This is a genomic window from Planotetraspora sp. A-T 1434 (genome assembly GCF_025420585.1).
In the GTDB taxonomy this organism is placed as follows: Bacteria; Actinomycetota; Actinomycetes; order Streptosporangiales; family Streptosporangiaceae; genus JAOEGB01.
On sequence record NZ_JAOEGB010000032.1, the window covers coordinates 35,532 to 54,891 of the forward strand.

At 76.5% G+C, this 19,360-nt stretch carries 1 protein-coding gene; it reads right to left on the reverse strand.

Going from position 1 to position 19,360, the window contains the following annotated elements; all coding sequences use genetic code 11:
• Nucleotides 1-47 precede the first annotated feature (47 nt).
• Nucleotides 48-19,352 (reverse strand): type I polyketide synthase, encoded by a 19,305-nt coding sequence (locus N5079_RS30705; RefSeq protein WP_261587663.1) that lies wholly within the window; start codon nucleotides 19,350-19,352, stop codon nucleotides 48-50.
• Nucleotides 19,353-19,360 lie beyond the last annotated feature (8 nt).

The window sequence follows — 19,360 nt, forward strand, 5'->3', positions numbered from 1 at the left end:
TCCGTCCTGAAGATCCGTCGTTCTGCGGGAAAGGGCGTGCGGCGCGGTCACTCGCTCAGCTCCCGGTCGAGCAGGCCGAACAGCTCGTCGTCGGAGGCCGCCTCGACTCCGGCCAAGGAGTCGCCGCCGTTCGCGGCCTGCCGTCCCCCGGCGGGGTCGAGGACACTCAGCGCGCCGCGCAGCGCCCGTACGAGCTCGGCCCGCTGGCGGTCGCCATCGGTGAGGCCGGAGGCGGCCGACACCCAGACGTCCAGCGCCGCCGGGTCGAACACCGGCCGCTCCCCGTGCACCCGGTCGAGCAGGTACGCGGTCAGCTCCCGTACGGTCGGATGGTCGAACAGCACGGTCGCCGGGAGCGGCTCACCCGCCTCCTCTCCGAGCCGGTTGCGCAGCTCGATCGCCGTGAGCGAGTCGAGGCCGAGGTCGAACAGCCCGCGATCCTCGGGCACGCGCGTCCCGGCGGGCAGGCCGAGCACCTCGGAGACCCGGCCCGCGACGACGCCGCGCACCAGGGCCCGGGCCGCCTCCTCGTCCAGCCCGCCGAGGCGCCGCGCCAGCGGCACGGCCCTTACGGCGGGCGCGGCGTGAGCGGAGGGCGCCAGATCGGCGAGCACCTCGGGCGGCTCGCCGTGCCGCCGGGCGAGCGCGGCCCGGTCGAACCGCGCCGGAACCAGCACGGCGGAGCCCGCCGCCAGCGCGTGGTCGAGCAGGTCGAGCGCCTCGCCGGTGTCCAGCGGGCGGACGCCCATCCGGTCGAGCCGGGCACGCGCGGACGCGCTCAGCTCGGCGGCCATGCCGCCGCCTGTGTCCCACAGGCCCCAGGCGAGCGACAGTCCGGGCAGCCCTGCCGCACGCCTGTGCCGGGCGAGCGCGTCCAGGAACGCGTTGGCCGCGGCGTAACCCGCCTGCCCCGCGTTGCCCAGCACCCCCGCGACGGAGGAGAACAGCACGAACGCCCTCAGCGGCAGGTGTGCGGTGAGCCGGTGGAGGTTCCATGCGGCGTCCACCTTCGGGCGCAGGACCCGGTCGAGCCGCTCGGGGGTCGTGTTCTCCAGCACGGCGTCGTCGAGCGCGCCCGCCGCGTGGACCACCGCGACGAGGTCGCCGGCCACCCCGGCGACCAGCGCCTCCGCCGCCGCGGGGTCGGCCACGTCGCAGGCGGCCGTACGGACCTCGGCGCCGTCCCGTGCCACGAGTTCCTCGGCGAGGGCGCGCAGCGCGGGATCGGCGTCGCCGCGCCGGCTGACGAGCAGCAGCCTGCGGCTGCCGTGGCGGGCGGCCAGGTGCCGCACGATCTCGCCGCCGAGCGCGCCGCCGGCTCCGGTGACCAGGACCGTGCCCGAACACAGGTCCGGCGCGTCGCCGGGGGCGGCGGACAGGGCGCGCAGGCGGGGGCGTACGGCCTCGCCCCGGCGGAGGGCGATCTGGCCGGGCCGGGCCGCCAGGGCGTGCGGCAGCTCGGCCAGCGACTCCGGACTGCCGTCGAGGTCGACCACGCCGACCTTGCCGGGGAACTCCTGGATCGCCGCACGGACGAGCCCCCACAACGCCGCCCCGATCAGCCCGCCGAGATCGCCCGGCCCGCCGGAACCGGCCGGTTCGGGGGCCTGCGGTCCCTCGTCTCCTGTGGCTCCCCGCGTCACCACCACGAGGTGGCCGTCGTCGGGCAGCCCGAGGACGGCCGCGCGTGCCGCGTCCAGGGCCGCCCGGACCGCCACGCCCGGGGCCTCCGGAGACGCGGTGCGGCCTCCCGGTTCGCCCCCGGGGTTCCCGGTGTCGCCGTGCCCGCCGTACGCGCCGGTGGGGTAGGTGACGACGGGCCAGGGCGCGTCGGCGAGGAGCCCTTCGGGGGCCAGGACGACCGCCGGCGTCCCCGACGCGGGCGTGCCGTCGAGCGGGGCCGGGACCCACACGACGTCGTACGGCCGCGGGCCGGCTCCGCCCGCGCTCAGCAGCGCGCGTTCCTCGACCGGGCGTACGCGGACCTCCGCCACCGACAGCACCGGGGCTCCTCCGGCGTCGGCCGCGTCGAGCGCGAACGACTCCTTTCCGGTGAGCCGGATCCTGACCAGCAACCTTCCCTCCGGCGCCGTGTGGAGACGCACGCCGCGGAAGGCGTAGGGAACGGGAATGCGTCCCTCCGGCGGATCTCCGGCGCCGGCGATCCACGGATGGAGGGCGGCGTCGAGCAGCCCGGAGACGATTCCGCTGCCGGTCTCCACCTCGGCGTACAGCTCCTCCCCGCTCCGCCACAGTGCGCGCAGGCCCTGGAAGGCGGGGCCGTACTCGTAGCCGCGCGCGGCGAACTCGGCGTACACGCCGGTCACGTCCACGGGCGCGGCCTCGGGCGGGCGGCGGCCGGACCAGGCGGGCCCGGGGTCGTCGTCGCCGAGCGCCGCCTCGGCGTGCAGGGTCCACTCCTCGGCACCGGAGGGACGGCCGTGGACGCGGACCCGGGCGCCGTCGACCGTGATCCGCAGGTGGACCTCCCCTTCCGCGGGGATCGGCACCGGGGAGCGCAGTTCCAGTTCTCGCACCGCGGCAGCGCCGTGCCGGGCCGCGAGCCAGGCGGTCACGTCGAGGAGGGCGGCGGCCGGGAGCACCGGGACCCCCGCCAGCGCGTGGTCGGCCAGCCAGGGCTGCCGCCCGGCCGACAGCACGCCGGTGTAGACGGTCTGCCCGCCGTCGGGGACGGTGACAGCGGCCATGAGCAGCGGGTGGCCGGGCTCGTCCGCGCCGACGCCGGTCGCGGTCGCGTCCGCCGCGGGGGCCGCGAGCCACAGGCGCTCGCGGCGGAAGGCGTACGTGGGCAGCGTGACAACGGCGCCGCCGCCCAGCAGCGCCCGCCAGTCCCAGGCGACCCCGGCCACGAAGGCGCGGGCCACGAACGTCCACAGCGCGGTCACCTCGCCGGCCCCGCGGCCGAGCGCGGCCGCCGCGACGGCGTCCTCGCCCAGGTCGCACTGGCGGACCATGGCGGTGAGCGCCGCGTCGGGGCCGATCTCCAGGAAGCGGGCGGCGCCGAGGCCGCGCAGCCGTACGACCGCGTCGGCGAAGCGTACGGTCCCCCGCACCTGGTCCGCCCAGTGGTCCGGCGACGCCAGCGTGCCGGCGCCGGCCTCCTCGGCGGTGAGCGTCGACACGAGCGTGCGGTGCGGGGCCGACGCGGCCAGGTCCGCGATCTCCGCGCGGAAGGGCGCCAGCATCGGCTCCATGTGGGCCGAGTGGAAGGCGTGGCTCACGGTGAGCCGTCTCGTCCGGTGCCCGCGCGCGGACAGGCTCCCGGCCAGCCTCTCCACGGGCTCGGCGTCTCCGGAGATCACCACCGAGCCGGGGGCGTTGACGGCGGCGACGTCCACGGGCGCCTCCGCCTCCCGCGCCAGCCGTTCCACCGTAGCCCGGTCGGCCTGCACGGCCACCATCAGCCCGCCCTCCGGCAGTTCCTGCATGAGCCGTCCGCGTGCGGCCACGAGCGCCGCCGCGTCCGGCAGGGTCAGCGCTCCGGCGACGTGCGCGGCGGCGATCTCGCCCACCGAGTGCCCCGCGAGGGCGTCGGCCGGCAGGCCCCACGACTCCAGCAGGCGGAAGAGGGCGACCTCCAGCGCGAACAGCGACGCCTGCGTGTAGCGGGTCCGGTGGATGAGCCCCGGCACGCCCTCGCCCGCGATCACCGCCGCCACGTCGACGCCATCGATCCGGCGCAGCTCCTCGCGCACCTCGTCGAAGGCCCGCGCGTACGCCGGGAACGTCCGGTACAGCTCTGCGCCCATGCCGGTCCGCTGGCCTCCCTGACCGGCGAACAGCACGGCGGTCCGGCCGCGCACCGCCGTACCGGTGACGACGACGGGGAAGCCGTCGGCCGGCGGCCGCGTCCCCGCGACGAGGTGGTCGAGCCCGGCGATCAGCTCGGCGCGGTCCCGGCCGAGCACGACGGCCCGATGGTCGAACGCGGTCCGGGTGGTGGCGAGCGACAGGGCGACGTCGGCGATCCGCAGCCCGGGGTCGGCGAGCACATGCCGCCTGAGGCGGGCAGCCTGCTCGCGCAACGCTTCGGCGGTGCGGGCGCTGAGCACCCACGGCACGACCCGCGTCCCGGGCGTCCCCTCATCGTCGGGCGCGGCGCCGGCCGCCGGGGGCTCGTCACCCATCTCGAGGATGACGTGGGCGTTGGTGCCGCTGATCCCGAACGAGGAGACCGCGGCCCGGCGCGGCCCGGGGGTGTCGGGCCAGGGGACCGGCTCGGCGGGCACGGTGACCGCGCCGCCGGACCAGTCGACGTGCTCGCTCGGCCGGGCCAGGTGGAGGGTGGCGGGCACCCGCCCGTGCCGCATGGCCAGCACCATCTTGATGATCCCGGCCACCCCGGCCGCCGCCTGGGTGTGGCCGATGTTCGACTTGACCGAGCCCATGAGCAGCGGCGCGCGCCCGTCCCGGTCCCGGCCGTACGTGCCGAGCACCGCGCCCGCCTCGATCGGGTCGCCGAGCCTGGTGCCGGTGCCGTGGGCCTCCAGCACGTCGACGTCCGACGGCCGCAGGCGGGCGCCGCGCAGGGCGGCCCGGATGACCCGCTCCTGCGCCGGGCCGTTGGGCGCGGTGAGTCCGTTGCTCGCGCCGTCCTGGTTGACCGCGGAGCCGCGGACCAGGGCGAGCACGCGGTGGCCGTTGCGCCGCGCGTCGGAGAGGCGCTCCAGCACGAGCAGCCCCACGCCCTCGCCCCACGCCGTGCCGTCGGCGTCGGCGGAGAACGGCTTGCAGCGGCCGTCGGGCGCCAGCCCGCGCTGGCGGCTGAACTCGACGAACGTGGCCGGGCTCGCCATCACGGTCGCACCGCCGGCGAGGGCCAGGGCGCACTCGCCGAGGCGGAGGGCCTGCGCGGCCTGGTGGACGGCGACCAGCGAGGAGGAGCAGGCGGTGTCCACGGTCACCGCCGGGCCCTCCAGGCCCAGCGTGTAGGAGATGCGGCCGGACGCGACGCTGCCCGCGCTGCCGCTGACCAGGTAGCCCTCCAGGTCGCGGGCCGCGCCGCGGCGCTGGTGGACGCGCGCCCCGTAGTCCGAGTACATGACGCCGACGAACACCCCGCTCTGGGAGCCGCGCAGCGTCGCCGGGTCGATCCCCGCGTCCTCGACCGCCTCCCAGGCGGTCTGCACCAGCAGGCGCTGCTGCGGGTCGACAGCCAATGCCTCCCGGTGGCTGATCCCGAAGAACTCGGGGTCGAACTCGGCGGCGTCGTGCAGGAACCCGCCGTAGCGAGTGATCGACGTGCCCGGGTGCTCGGGATCGGGGTCGAACAAATCGGGGTCCCAGCCTCGGTCGGCGGGGAACTCGGTGATGGCGTCGGTGCCCGAGGCGAGCAACTCCCACAGCTCCGCGGGTGTCCGTACGCCGCCGGGGAACCGGCAGGCCATGCCGACGATCGCGACGGCGTCGTCGTCCGGCCCGTACGGCTCCCGCGGACCCTCGGCCTCGTCACCGCGCGTGCCCGGGCCGGCGAGGAGGCCGTCCAGGTGGGCGATCAGGGCGGCCGGGGTGGGGTGGTCGAACACCACCGTGGCGGGCAGGCGGACGGCGAGGTCGTCGCCGAGCCGGTTGCGCAACTCGACCGCGGTCAGCGAGTCGAACCCGAGATCGGTGAACGCCCGGTCCGGATCGATCTCCGAGCCGTCGGCGTGGCCCAGCACGGCGGCCACCGCGTCGAGAACCGCCCGTGCGGTGTCCGGACCGTCGGGCCGCACGCTGTCCGGACCCCCGTGCCGAGCGCCGGGCCGCGCGTGAGGTCCTGCGCCGGGCCGCGCGGAAACTGTTGCGGCGGGTTGTGCGGCGGTGGGGCGGGTCCGCCCCGGCGCGGCCGGGAGGTCGAGGCTGCCCGCCACCACGACGGGGGCGTCCAGCCGCAGGGCGCGGTCGAACAGGTCGAGCCCGTCGGCCGGGGCCATGGGCCGGATGCCGGCCCGCCCGAGCCGGGCGACGTCCCGCCCCGCCAGACCGCCGCCCATCCCGTCGCCGACGTCCCACAGGCCCCAGTGCACGGTCAGCCCGGACCGGCCGGACCGCCGTCTGCGCCGCGTGACCGCCTCCAGCGCGGCGTTCGCGGCGGCGTACGCGCCCTGACCGGCCGTGCCGAGGGCACCGGCCACCGAGCCGAACAGCACGAACGCGTCGAGATCCGCGTCGCGGGTGGCCTCGTCGAGGTTGCGGGCGGCCGCGAGCTTGGCGTCGAGCACCCGGTGCAGGGCCGCCGTGGTGAGCCCTTCGACGACGGCGTCCTCCGCGACGCCCGCCGCGTGGACGACGCCCGTCAGCGGGCCGTCGAGGCCGCCGAGCAGGGCGGCCAGGGCCCGCGGGTCCGCCGGGTCGCAGGCCCGTACGGCGACGGCAGCGTCGAGCGCGGTCAGTTCCGCCCGGATCGCGGCGGCGTCCGGGTGACGCTCGCCCCGGCGGCTCACCAGGAGCAGGTTCCGCACGCCGTGCCGGGTGACCAGGTGAGCGGCGATCCGCCGGCCGAGCGCGCCGAGACCGCCGGTCACGAGCACCGTGCCGCCCTCGGCGCTGCGCGGCCACAGCGGCGGCGTTCCGGAGGACGGCGCCGCGAGCTCCGCGACGAGTCGCGGCACCAGCGGCGCTCCCCCGCGGATCGCGGCCTCGGGGAACGCCGCGCCGACAGCCGCGAGCAGCCCCCGATCGAGGTCTCCCGGCCCGGCGTCTTCCGGCCCGGCGTCTTCGGGGCCGATGTCGAGCAGGGCGAACCTGCCGGGGTGCTCGGCCCGGGCCGACCTGACCAGGCCCCACAGGGCGGTGGTGGACGGCCTGGCGTCCTCGGCGCCGTCCACGGCGAGGCCACGCGTCAGCACCACCAGGCGGGCGTCACCGGCCGCGGGATCGGCGAACCACCGCTGCAGCACCTCGCGGGCCGCGTCAAGCACGGCGTACGGGTCGTCGTCGCGGTCGAGCCCGTCCAGCAGCACGAGCGGCGGCGGGTCTTCGGGGAGGTCGTCGGCGAGGGCGAAGTCCCCGACCGGCTCGGGCGGCGGCGCCGCCTCCCAGGCCACGCCGTACAGCGCGGCGGCGGCCGTGAGCGGGCGCAGCCGCAGCCGCTCCACGGTCAGCACCTCCCGCCCGTCGTCGCCGATGAGGTCCACCCGGTAGGCGTCGGGGTCCAGCGGGGTGAGCCGGGCGCGGACACGGGTGGGACTCGCTCCTGAAGCCCGCGTACGGGCCGCCCCCGGCGCCGGGTGCGCGGCCGCGTCGGATTCCGGGTGCGCGGCCGCGTCGGACGCCGGGTCGCCGAATGCCGGGTACACGGGCGCCCCGGGCGCCGGATGCGCGCGGACGCCGCTCAGCGCGTACGGCACCCGCCGGGGGCCGTCGAGCCCGTCCAGCGAGAGCGCGTGCAGGGCGGCGTCCAGCAGAGCCGGGTGCGCGGCGTATCCGGCGGCCTCGACGCGGAGCGACGGCGGCAGCGCCACCTCGGCGTACAGGTCGCCCTCGTCGCGCCAGGCGGAGACGAGCCCCTGGAACGCCGGGCCGTACTCGTAGCCGTGGTCGGCGAGCAACCGATAGGTGTCCTCGGGCGTGCCCGGATCGAGGCGCGTGCCCGGGCCCGAAGCGACCGGCCGGCCGGGGAGGACCTCGTCCTCGGTGAGCGTGGCCGTGGCGTTGACGGCCCATTCCGCCGGCCCCGCGGCGCGGCTGCTGCGGACCGTGAGGTTCCCGCTCGCGGACACGGCCACCTGGAGACGGACCTCCGCCACGCCCTCCAGCTCGATCGGCGCGTGGATCACGAACTCGCCGAGCGTCGGGCGGCCGGCCGTCGCGCCCACGGCGAGGGCCAGCTCGACCAGGGCCGTGGCGGGGACCAGCACCCGCCCGCCGACCCGGTGGTGGGCCAGCCACGGCTGCCGGCGGATGGACAGCACGCCGGTGAACAGCCGGTCGCCGTCCGGCAGCTCGGCCTCGCCGGCCAGCAGCGGGTGCGAGGACGTGTCCAGCCCGTACGCCGCCGGCCGGTCGTCGTCCACGGGCGGCAGCAGCCAGTAGCGCCTGGTCTCGAACGGGTACGTGGGCAGGTCCGTGAGCCGGCCGCCCTCCACGAGCGGCCCGAACTCGACCGGCACGCCCGCCACGTGCAGGCGGGCGAGCGCCACCCGGAACGCCTCCGCGTCCGGACGATTGGGCCTGAGCAGCGGCACCGCGACCGCCGCGTCGTCGGTCTCCGCGTCGTCGGTCTCCTGGGCGAGCGCGGCGAGCGACCCTTCGGGGCCCAGCTCGGCGAACCGGATCACGCCCGCCTCCCGCGCCGTGCGGACCGCGTCGGCGAACCGCACGGCGCCGCGCATCTGGGCCACCCAGTAGTCCGGCGACGACATCTCCCGCTCCCCGGCGAGCTTCCCGGTCGCCGTGGAGATGACGGGCACCTGGGCGGGGGCGAACGTCAGCCCCGCCACCACCTGGCGGAACTCCTCCAGCACGTCGTCCATGTGGGCCGAGTGAAAGGCGTGGCTCACCTTGAGCCGAGTGGCCTTGCGGCCGGCGGCCTTCCACCGCCCGGCGAGACGGTCGACCTCGTCCGCGTCGCCCGACAGCACCACCGAAGCCGGTCCGTTGATCGCGGCGATCTCGACGGCGCCGTTCGCCGACGCGGCCAGTTCGGCCGCCTCCTGCGGCGTCGCGGCGAACGCGGCCATCGCGCCGCCCTCCCTGGCCGACTGCATCAGCCGGCCGCGGGCGGCCACCAGCACGCAGGCGGAGGCGAGATCGAGCACCCCCGCGACGTGCGCGGCGGCGAGTTCGCCGACCGAGTGCCCGATCAGGAAGTCGGGCCGCAGGCCGTACGACGCGGCGAGCCGGTGGAGCGCGACCTCCACCGCGAACAGCGCCGGCTGGGCGTACCGCGTCTGTCCCAGCCGCTCGGGGTCGGCCAGCAGGTCCCGCAGGGCGACGCCGATGTGCGGCTCCAGCAGCGCGGAGATCTCGTCGAACGCGGCGGCGTACACCGTGGAGGTCTCCAGCAGCCCGGCGCCCATGCCGGCCCGCTGCGCCCCCTGCCCGGAGAAGAGGAAGGCGAGCCGCTGGTCCGGCACCGCGCGCCCGGTGGTCACCCCGGGGTGGCGTCCGCCGTCGCGGAGGGCCGCCAACGCCTGAGCGGGATCCGCAGCAGGGCCCACGTCCACGACGGCCCGGTGCTCCAGCCGCGGCCTGCGGGTGAGGGTGTACGCGACGTCGCGCGGCGCGGCGGACCCGGCGGCGAGGACGTCGTGGACGAGGCCCGCCTGGGCGCGCAGCGCGGTCTCCGTCTTCGCCGACAGCACGAACGGCACGCCCCCGCCGAGGTCCGCGCCCGCCCGGCCGAGGGCCTCGGTCGTCGCGTCCCCGGTCTCGGTCGCCGCCGTATTGGGGCGCGCGCTGTCCCGGCCGGGGGTCCCGGCGCCTGAAGCGGTGGTGTCGGTCGTGTCGGTCGTGTCGGTGGTGTCGGTCGTGTCGGTGGTGTCGGTCGTGTCGGTGGTGTCGGTGGTGTCGGTGGTGTCGGTGGTGTCGGTGGGGGGTTGCTGGAGGATGAGGTGGGCGTTGGTGCCGCTGATGCCGAAGGACGACACCGCCGCCCGCCGGGGGCGTCCCGGCCAGGCCCACTCCACCGGGCGGGTCAGCAACGCCACACCCGAGCCGTCCCAGTCCACATGCGGACTCGGCTCATCCACATGCAACGTCGCGGGCAACCGCTGATGCCGCAGGGCCATCACCATCTTGATGACCCCGCCCACCCCCGCCGCCGCCTGAGCATGCCCGACATTGGACTTCAACGACCCCACCCACAACGGCACCCGCCGGTCGCGCCCATAGGCCGCGATCAACGCCTGCGCCTCGATCGGATCCCCCAGCCGGGTCCCCGTCCCATGCGCCTCCACCACATCCACATCACCAGGACCCAGCCCCGCATCCGCCAGCGCCCGCCCGATCACCTGCTCCTGAGCCCGCCCGTTCGGCGCCGTCAGCCCGTTACTCGCCCCGTCCTGATTCACCGCCGACCCCGCCACCACCGCCAGCACCCGATGCCCCAAAGCCCGCGCCCGCGACAGCCGCTCGACCACCACCACCCCGGCGCCCTCGGCCCACCCCGTGCCATCCGCCGACGCCGAAAACGCCCGGCACCGCCCATCAGCCGACAACCCCCGCTGCCGGGAGAACTCCACGAACATCCCCGGCGAGGCCATCACCGCCACCCCACCGGCCAACGCCAGCGAACACTCCCCCGACCGCACCGCCCGGACCGCCAGATCCAACGCCACCAACGACGACGAACACGCCGTATCCACCGTCAACGCCCGACCCCGCAAACCCAGCACATACGCGATCCGCCCCGACGCCACGCTGGACTCGTTGCCGGCCAGCAGCAGGCCCTCCAGCTCCTCGGGCACCGTGCGCAGGCGGGCGGCGTAGTCGTCGTACATGGCCCCGATGAAGACCCCGGTGTCGCTCTCCTTCAGCGACAGCGGGTCGATCCCCGCCCGCTCCAGCGCCTCCCACGACACCTGCAACAGCAACCGCTGCTGCGGATCGGTCGCCAGCGCCTCCCGCGGGCTCATCCCGAAGAACGCCGCGTCGAACTCGCCCGCGTCGTAGAGGAAGCCGCCCCTGCGGGTGTAGGCGGTGCCCCGGTGGTCGGGGTCGGGATGGTAGAGGCGGTCCAGGTCCCAGCCCCGGTCGTCCGGGAAGTCCCCGGTCGCGTCGACACCGTTCGCCACCAGATCCCACAGATCCTCCGGCGAGGCGACCCCGCCCGGGAACCGGCACCCCATCCCCACGATCACCACCGGATCGTCATCCGCCGCCCGCACGGCCGCCACGGACGACGTCGCCCTGTCCTCCGCGGTGAGGAGCCCGAGCAGGTGCCCGGCGAGCGCGGTGACCGTGGGGAACTCGAAGACGACGGTGGCGGGCAGGGTCAGCCCGGTCAGCGTGTTGAGCCGGTTGCGCAGCTCGACCGCGGTCAGCGAGTCGAAGCCGAGCTCCTTCAGCGGACGGTCGCCGGGCACCTCGGCCGGGTTAGCGTGGCCGAGGACGGCCGCGGCCTGCTCGCGGACCAGCCGGGTGACGAGGTGGACGCGCTCCTGCGGCCGCTCGGCCCGCACCCGTCTCGCCCAGGCTCCGCCGGGCGTGCGCCGGGCCCCGCGCGGGAACGCCACGAGGCGGGAGAACAGGGCGGACAGCCGGCCGGCCGCCGCCTCCTCCCGCAACACGGCGTCGTCGAGGGGCGAGACCACCACGTACGGCTCGTGCGCCCGGTCGAAGGCGTCCAGCGCCGTGGCGGTGGCGAGCGTGCCGACGCCGTACCGGGCGAGCCGGGCCCGGCCGGCGTCGTCCAGGCCGCCCGTCATGGCGCTGGCCTCGTCCCAGACGCCCCAGGCGATGGACGTGGCGGGCAGGCCGAGACCCCTGCGGTGCTCGGCCAGGGCGTCGAGGAACGCGTTGGCCGCGGCGTAGTTCGCCTGTCCCGGCACTCCGAAGGCGGCCACGGCGGAGGAGAACAGCACGAAGCGGTCCAGCGGCAGGCCCGCGGTCAGCTCGTGCAGATGCCAGGCCGCGTCGGCCTTCGGCCGCAGCACGGCGGCCAGTGCGTCCGGGGTCAGCTCGCTGAGGGTGGCGTCGGCGAGCACGCCCGCCGTGTGCACCACGCCGCGGAGCGGGCGGCCGGAGGGGACGGCGGCCAGCAGATCCGCCAGCGCGTCCCGGTCGGCGACGTCGCAGGCCGCCACCGTGACCTCCGCCCCAGCGGCGCGCAGGTCGCGGGCGAGCGCGTCCGCACCCGGGGCGTCCGGTCCGGAGCGGCTCACCAGCAGCAGGTGCGGGGGCCGGGCCGAACCGGTCAGCCTGCGGGCGACGAGCGCCCCCAGCGTGCCCGTGCCGCCCGTGATGAGCACCGTCCCCGGGTCCGCGTTCCCCTCATCCGAGGCGTCCCTTTCGCCCACCGGGGCCGTGCCGTCCCCGCCGGGCGTCCCCGCCTTCTCCGCCGCCTTCTCCGCCGCCTTCTCCGCCACCGCCGGGCCTGCCGGGCCGAGGTCCTGCGCGACGAGCCTGGGGACCAGGACGACCCCGTCGCGTACGGCCACCTCGCGCTCGCCGTGGCCGGCAGCGAGCAGCGCCACCGGCGCGGGGCCGTCCACGACCGCGAGCGAGAATCGGCCGGGGTGTTCCGCGGCGGCGGTGCGGACCAGGCCCCTGATCGCCGCGGAGGCCAGATCCCGTCCGTCGACGACGACGGTCAGCAGCGCGCCGTCGGCCGCGGGATCGGCGAGCCACCGCCGCAGCAGGGACAGGACGGCGGCGGTCCTGGCGTGCGCCTCCTCCGCCGCCGAGGCTCCGGAGGCGGACGGGGAGGCGCCCACCGGCACCAGCACAGTCCCGGCCCCGCTCCCGGCCCCGGTCCCGGCTCCGGCGACGGCTTCGGGATCGGCGAGGACGTCCACGCCCGTGCCGTCGCCGAGATCCAGCAGGTCCGCGACCGGACCGAACCCCTCCAGCACGGCGACACGGCCCGGCGCCTCACCGCCATCGGCGAGGGGCTCCCAGGCGACGGCGTACGCCTCGGGGACGGCCCGGCCGCCGGTCAGGTCGGCGCGCGTCGCGGGCCGGAAGGCCAGCGACTCCACTCCCCCGGCGACCCGTCCGGCCTCGTCGGCGAACAGGTACCGGAACCGGTGGCCGCCCAGCGGCTCGATGCGGGCCCGCAGCGTACGCCCCGGCTCGCCGGAGAGACGCAGGCCCTCGAACGCGAACGGCAGCAGCGGCGCTCCCGCATCGGGGACGGCGAGACCGGCGAGACCGGCCACCACGGGGTGGAGCGCCGCGTCGAGCAGCGCCGGATGCGGCGCGAAATCGTTCGTCCCCGCTGGGGAGTCCACGTCACCGGGAACGTTCAGTTCCGCGTACACCGTGCCGCCGTCCCGCCAGGCGGCCGCGAGGCCCTGGAACGCCGGTCCGTAGTCGTACCCCAGCCGGTACAGGTGGGCGTAGACGTCGGACACGTCGACCGCCTCGGCCCCGGCGGGCGGCCAGGGCAGGAGTTCCTCGTCGGCGCGCGTGACCGCGACCTTCTCGGTGGAGGCCGGGGTCGCGGGCGTGTCATCGGCCTCCGCGAGCACGCCGGAGGCGTGGCGGATCCAGGGCTCGTCGTCGCCGGTCCGGGCGTGCACGTCGATGCCGCGCCGCCCGTCCGCGCCGGGCGTCCCGACGAGCACCTGCACCTGCGCCGTACGGCCGGCGTCCAGGACGAGGGGGGCCTCGACGGTCAGTTCCCGCACCGTGAGGCCGCCGGTGAGCCGGCCCGCGTGCGCGGCCAGTTCGGCGAAGGCCGTACCCGGCAGCAGCACGGTGCCCAGGACCCGGTGGTCGGCGAGCCAGCCCTGCGCGGCCGGGTCGATCTGCCCGGTCAGGACGGCGCCGCCGTCCGCGAGGGTGACCATGGCGCCGAGGATCGGGTGCCGGGCCGCGGCGAGGCCGAGCCTGGCCGCCTGGGCCGGTCCTGCGGAGGGTGTGAGCCAGTAGCGCTCGCGCTCGAACCGGTAGGTCGGCAGGTCCACCGTCGTCGCCCCGCCGACCGGCCACGTGACGGAGGCCCCGGCGAGGCGGGCCACGGCCAGGGCCCGACGGAACGCGTCCGCGCCGCCCTCGCCCCGCCTGAGGGTGCCCGTGGCGAGGCCGCTCACGCCCCGCGCGGCCAGGATCTCCTCCACGGCGACGGTGAGCACCGGGTGCGGGCTGATCTCGATGAACCTGCGGTGGCCGGTGTCGGCCAGCCCGCCGACGACGGCGTCGAAGCGGACGGTCTCCCGGAGGTTGCGGTACCAGTAGCCGGCGTCGAGCGTGGCCGTGTCGACCGGCTCACCGGTCACCGCCGAGTGGAACGCCACCCCGGCCGGCCGCGGCGTCAGCCCGGCGAACGTCTCGAGCAGTTCCTCGCGCAGCGACTCGACGTACCGGGTGTGGGAGGCGTAGTCCACCGGGACCCGGCGGGCGCGCACGCCGTTGTCCTCGCACCAGGCGAGCACCTCGGTGAGCGCGGCGGCGTCCCCGGCGACGACGGTGGAGCGCGGCCCGTTGTGCACGGCGACCTCGACGGCCCCGCCCCAGCGGGCCGCGAGTTCGGCCGCCTCCCCCGGGCCGAGCGCCACCGACACCATGCCGCCGTCTCCGGCGATGCGGGCGATGGCCCGGCTGCGCAGCGTGACCAGCCGCGCCGCGTCGGCCAGGGACAGCGCGCCCGCGACGTACGCGGCGGCGATCTCGCCCTGGGAGTGCCCGGCCACCGCGTCCGGCCGGACACCCGCGGCACGCCACATCGCGGCCAGCGACACCATCACCGCGAACAGCACCGGCTGCACAACGTCGACTCGCTCCAGCGAGGGGGCGCCGGGGTCACCGCGCAGCACGGCGTGCAACGACCAGTCGACGTGGGGGGCGAACGCCTCGGCACAGGCGTCGATCTTGGCGCGGAAGACCGGGTCGGCGGCCAGCAACGCGCGGGCCATCTCGGGCCACTGCGACCCCTGCCCGGGGAAGACGAAGACCGTGCGGCCGGTGATCCGCTCGCCGGTCACGGCGGCCTCGTGGACCTCTCCCCGGGCCAGCGCCCGCAGGGCGGCCCGATGGTCGTCCAGGACGGCGGCGCCGTGCGCGAGCCGTGCCCGGGCCGCGAGCGTGGCGGCCACCTCGCGCAGATCGAGCTCCGGATGGTCGCGCAGGTGATCGGCGAGCGCCGCGGCCTGCCTGCGCAGCGCGGCGGCGTCGGTGCCCGACAGCAACAGCGGCACTTCCGACGGCCCGGCCTCGTCCCCGGTCTCGGTCGCCGCCGTATCGGGGTGCGCGCTGTCCCGGCCGGGGGTCCCGGCGCCTGAAGCGGTGGTGTCGGTGGTGTCGGTTGTGTCGGTGGTGTCGGTGGTGTCGGTGGTGGGGGGTTGCTGGAGGATGAGGTGGGCGTTGGTGCCGCTGATGCCGAAGGACGACACCGCCGCCCGCCGGGGGCGTCCCGGCCAGGCCCACTCCACCGGGCGGGTCAGCAACGCCACACCCGAGCCGTCCCAGTCCACATGCGGACTCGGCTCATCCACATGCAACGTCGCGGGCAACCGCTGATGCCGCAGGGCCATCACCATCTTGATGACCCCGCCCACCCCCGCCGCCGCCTGAGCATGCCCGACATTGGACTTCAACGACCCGACCCACAACGGCACCCGCCGGTCGCGCCCATAGGCCGCGATCAACGCCTGCGCCTCGATCGGATCCCCCAGCCGGGTCCCCGTCCCATGCGCCTCCACCACATCCACATCACCAGGACCCAGCCCCGCATCCGCCAGCGCCCGCCCGATCACCTGCTCCTGAGCCCGCCCGTTGGGCGCCGTCAGCCCGTTACTCGCCCCGTCCTGATTCACCGCCGACCCCGCCACCACCGCCAGCACCCGATGCCCCAAAGCCCGCGCCCGCGACAGCCGCTCGACCACCACCACCCCGGCGCCCTCGGCCCACCCCGTGCCATCCGCCGACGCCGAAAACGCCCGGCACCGCCCATCCGCCGACAACCCCCGCTGCCGGGAGAACTCCACGAACATCCCCGGCGAGGCCATCACCGCCACCCCACCGGCCAACGCCAGCGAACACTCCCCCGACCGCACCGCCCGGACCGCCAGATCCAACGCCACCAACGACGACGAACACGCCGTATCCACCGTCAACGCCCGACCCCGCAAACCCAGCACATACGCGATCCGCCCCGACGCCACGCTGGACTCGTTGCCGGCCAGCAGCAGGCCCTCCAGCTCCTCGGGCACCGTGCGCAGGCGGGCGGCGTAGTCGTCGTACATGGCCCCGACGAACACGCCGGTGTCACTCTCCTTCAGCGACAGCGGGTCGATCCCCGCCCGCTCCAGCGCCTCCCACGACACCTGCAACAGCAACCGCTGCTGCGGATCGGTCGCCAGCGCCTCCCGCGGGCTCATCCCGAAGAACGCCGCGTCGAACTCGGCGGCGTCCCGCAGGAACCCTCCGTGCCGCGTGTACGAGGTGCCGGGCCGCCCGGGGTCCGGGTCGAAGAGGGCGGCGAGGTCCCAGCCGCGGTCGGCGGGAAACTCGCCGATGGCGTCGACGCCGTTGGCGACCAGATCCCAGAGGTCCTCCGGCGAGGCGACCCCGCCGGGGAACCGGCACCCCATCCCCACGATCACCACCGGATCGTCGTCCGCCGCCCGTACGGCCGAGACGGGCGCGTCCGCGCGGGGGCCGCCGGCCAGATGGGGGGCCAGGGCGGCGGGGGTGGGGTGGCTGAACAGCGCGGCGGCCGGCAGGTCGGCGCCGAAGGCGTCGTTCAGCCGGTCGCGCAACTCCACCAGGCCCAGCGAGTCGAGGCCGAGGTCCCGGAACGTAGTCTCGGGGTCGACGCGCCCGGGGTCGGCGAAGCCGAGCACCGCCGCCACTTCCTCGACGACGCGGCGCTCCCCGGCCGCCGTACCGACGGGAAGGGCGGCCGGGGTGGAAACCGGCTCCGGAGCGTGGGCCGAGACCGGGGCGGGGACCGCCGGTGCACCCTCACCCGGGGCCAGCCAGTGACGCTCACGCTGGAAGGGATAGGTCGGCAGCGGAACCCGGGGGGCGCCGGGCGGGAAGACGGCGTCCCAGTCGAGGCGCACTCCGGCGGTGAACAGCTTGCCGACGGCGGCTTCGACGTCGTCGTCCTTGCCGAGGACCGGCACGAACGGCGCCTCCGCCCTCAGGGTCTCCCGCCCGGCAGCGCTGAGCGCCGTCCCCGGCCCCGCCTCGACGAAGATCCCGGCCCCCAGCGCACGCAACCGGGTCAGGCCGTCGGCGAAGCGGACCGTACGGCGGGCGTGCTCCACCCAGTAGCCGGCCCAGTCGTCCGCGCCGGCGAGGTCGAGCGGTTCGCCGGTCACCGTCGACACGAACGTGATGCGGGCCCTGCAGTACGTGAGCCCGTCGAGCACCGCGCGGAACTCGCCGAGCGCGGGGTCCATCAGCGGCGAGTGGAAGGCGTGGCTCACCGGGAGCCGCCGGGTCCGGTGCCCGCGCGCGGCCGCGAGTGCGGCGACGGCGTCGAGCGCCGCGTCCTCCCCCGCGACGACGACCGACCGCGGCCCGTTCACGGCGGCGACGACCGCGAGGCCGTCCACCTCCGCGAGCAGCCCGGCCGCCTCGTCCTCCGAGGCGCCGACGGCGAGCATCCCGCCGCCGGAGGGCAGCGCGTCCATCAGCCGCCCTCTGGCCGCGATCAGCTCGGCGGCGGACGACAGGTCGAGCACGCCCGCGACGTGCGCCGCGGCCACCTCCCCGATGGAGTGACCGGCGACGAAGGACGGCTCGACGCCGAGCGCCTCCAGCAGGCGGAAGGTCGCCACCTCGACCGCGAAGATCGCGGGCTGGGTGAAGGCCGTGCGGTCGAGGAGCCGGGCCTCCTCTCCGCCCGGCTCGGACCACACGACGTCGGGGAGCGGCCGGGGCAGCCGCTCGCCGAGCGCCGCCACGGCCTCGTCGAACGCGGCCCGCCAGGCGGGGTGGTCGCGGTGGGCCCGCCGTCCCATGCCGGGCCGCTGGCTGCCCTGCCCGGGGAACAGCACCGCGACGGGTGCGGTCCTGGCCCTGCCCGTGACGAGGCCTGCCGCGGGGCGTCCCTCGGCCAGCGCCGCCAGCCCGGCCGTCACGTCGCCCGTGATCGCCGCCCGGTGCTCGAATGCGGTCCGGGTGGTCGCGAGGCTCCGCGCCAGGCCCGCGGCACGCTGCCCGCCGAACGGCCCGTGTACGCCGAACGGCTCGGGGCCGCCGGAAACGTCAGACCCGCCGGATAGCTCAGACCTGCCGGAAACGTCAGACCCACGCGGCGCCTCGGGCCCGCCGAGGAGGTCGTGCTCGGCCACGAGGTCGCGCAGCCGGGCCGCCTGCTCCCGCAGCGCCGCGCCGGTGCGCGCGCTGAGCACGAGGGGGGTGCGCGCGCCCGCCGCGAGGGAGTCGCCGGCCGTTGGTCCGGCCTGCCGCGCGGCGGCCACCGCGTCGTCCCGGCGGGGCGGCTCGGCGACCACGACGTGGCAGTTGGTGCCGCCCATGCCGAACGAACTGACGCCCGCGACGAGCCGCTCGCCCTCCCGGGGCCACGGTCCGCTCGCGCCGCGGACGGACAGGCCCCAGCCGTCGAAGTCGATCTCCGGATTCGGCTCGGCGAAGTTGAGGCTCGCGGGCAGGCGCCGCCGGTCGACGCTCAGCACGGTCTTGATCAGCCCGGCGACACCCGCCGCGCCCTCCAGATGCCCGATGTTCGTCTTCACGGACCCGACCTGGAGGACCGGCCCTTCCGCGAGGCGGGCCAGGCCCAGGCCACGCGCCTCCACCGGGTCGCCGACCCGGGTGCCGGTGCCGTGCAGTTCGACGTACTGCAGCGCCGAGGGCGCGACGCCGGCGGCCGCCCACGCCTGCCTGAGCACCTCGGCCTGGGCGCGAGCGCTGGGCGTGGTGAGGCCGTCTGTGCCGCCGTCGTTGTTGACCGCGCCGCCGAGCAGCACGGCGTAGATCCGGTCGCCGTCCTCGACGGCGGCGTCCAGCGCCTTGAGCAGCACCAGCCCGGCGCCCTCGCCCCGGACGTAGCCGTTGGCCCGGCGGTCGAAGGTGTGGCACCGGCCGTCCGGCGACAGCCCGCCGAACCGGGCCACCGCCGCCGTCCCGGCCGGGTCGACGATCAGGTTGACGCCGCCCGCGAGCGCGAGGCGCGACTCCCCGCGCCGCACGCTCTCCGCCGCGAGGTGGACGGCGACCAGTGACGACGACTGCGCGGTGTCGACCGCGACGCTCGGCCCGCGCAGCCCGAGCGTGTACGACACGCGGTTGGCGATGATGGCCCGGGTGGTGCCGGTGAGGGTGTGGCGGCCGATCACCGAGGCCCGCGACAGCGTCGCGTACTCGTCGGCGATGGAGCCGACGAACACGCCGATCGGCGTGTCGCGCAGCGTGGCGGGCACCACCCCGGCGTCCTCCAGCGCCTCCCACGCCAGTTCCAGGACGAGCCGCTGCTGGGGGTCCATGGCCGCGGCCTCGCGCGGGGAGATCCCGAAGAACTCCGTGTCGAATCCGGCGATGTCGTCGAGGTAGCCGCCGTACCGCACGCCGGGGTGCTCGCGGGCGAGGTCGTCCAGCAGCGCGGACCGCGCCCGCCTCTCGGGCACCTCGCGGACGGCCGTGCGGCCCTCCTCCAGCAGCCGCCACAGGGCGTCGGGGCCGGACGCCCCGGGACCAGATGCACCGGGCAGGCGGCACGCCACTCCGACGACTGCGACGGGCCGGGACACCTGCTGGTCGGGGCTGATCACGTCGTGCC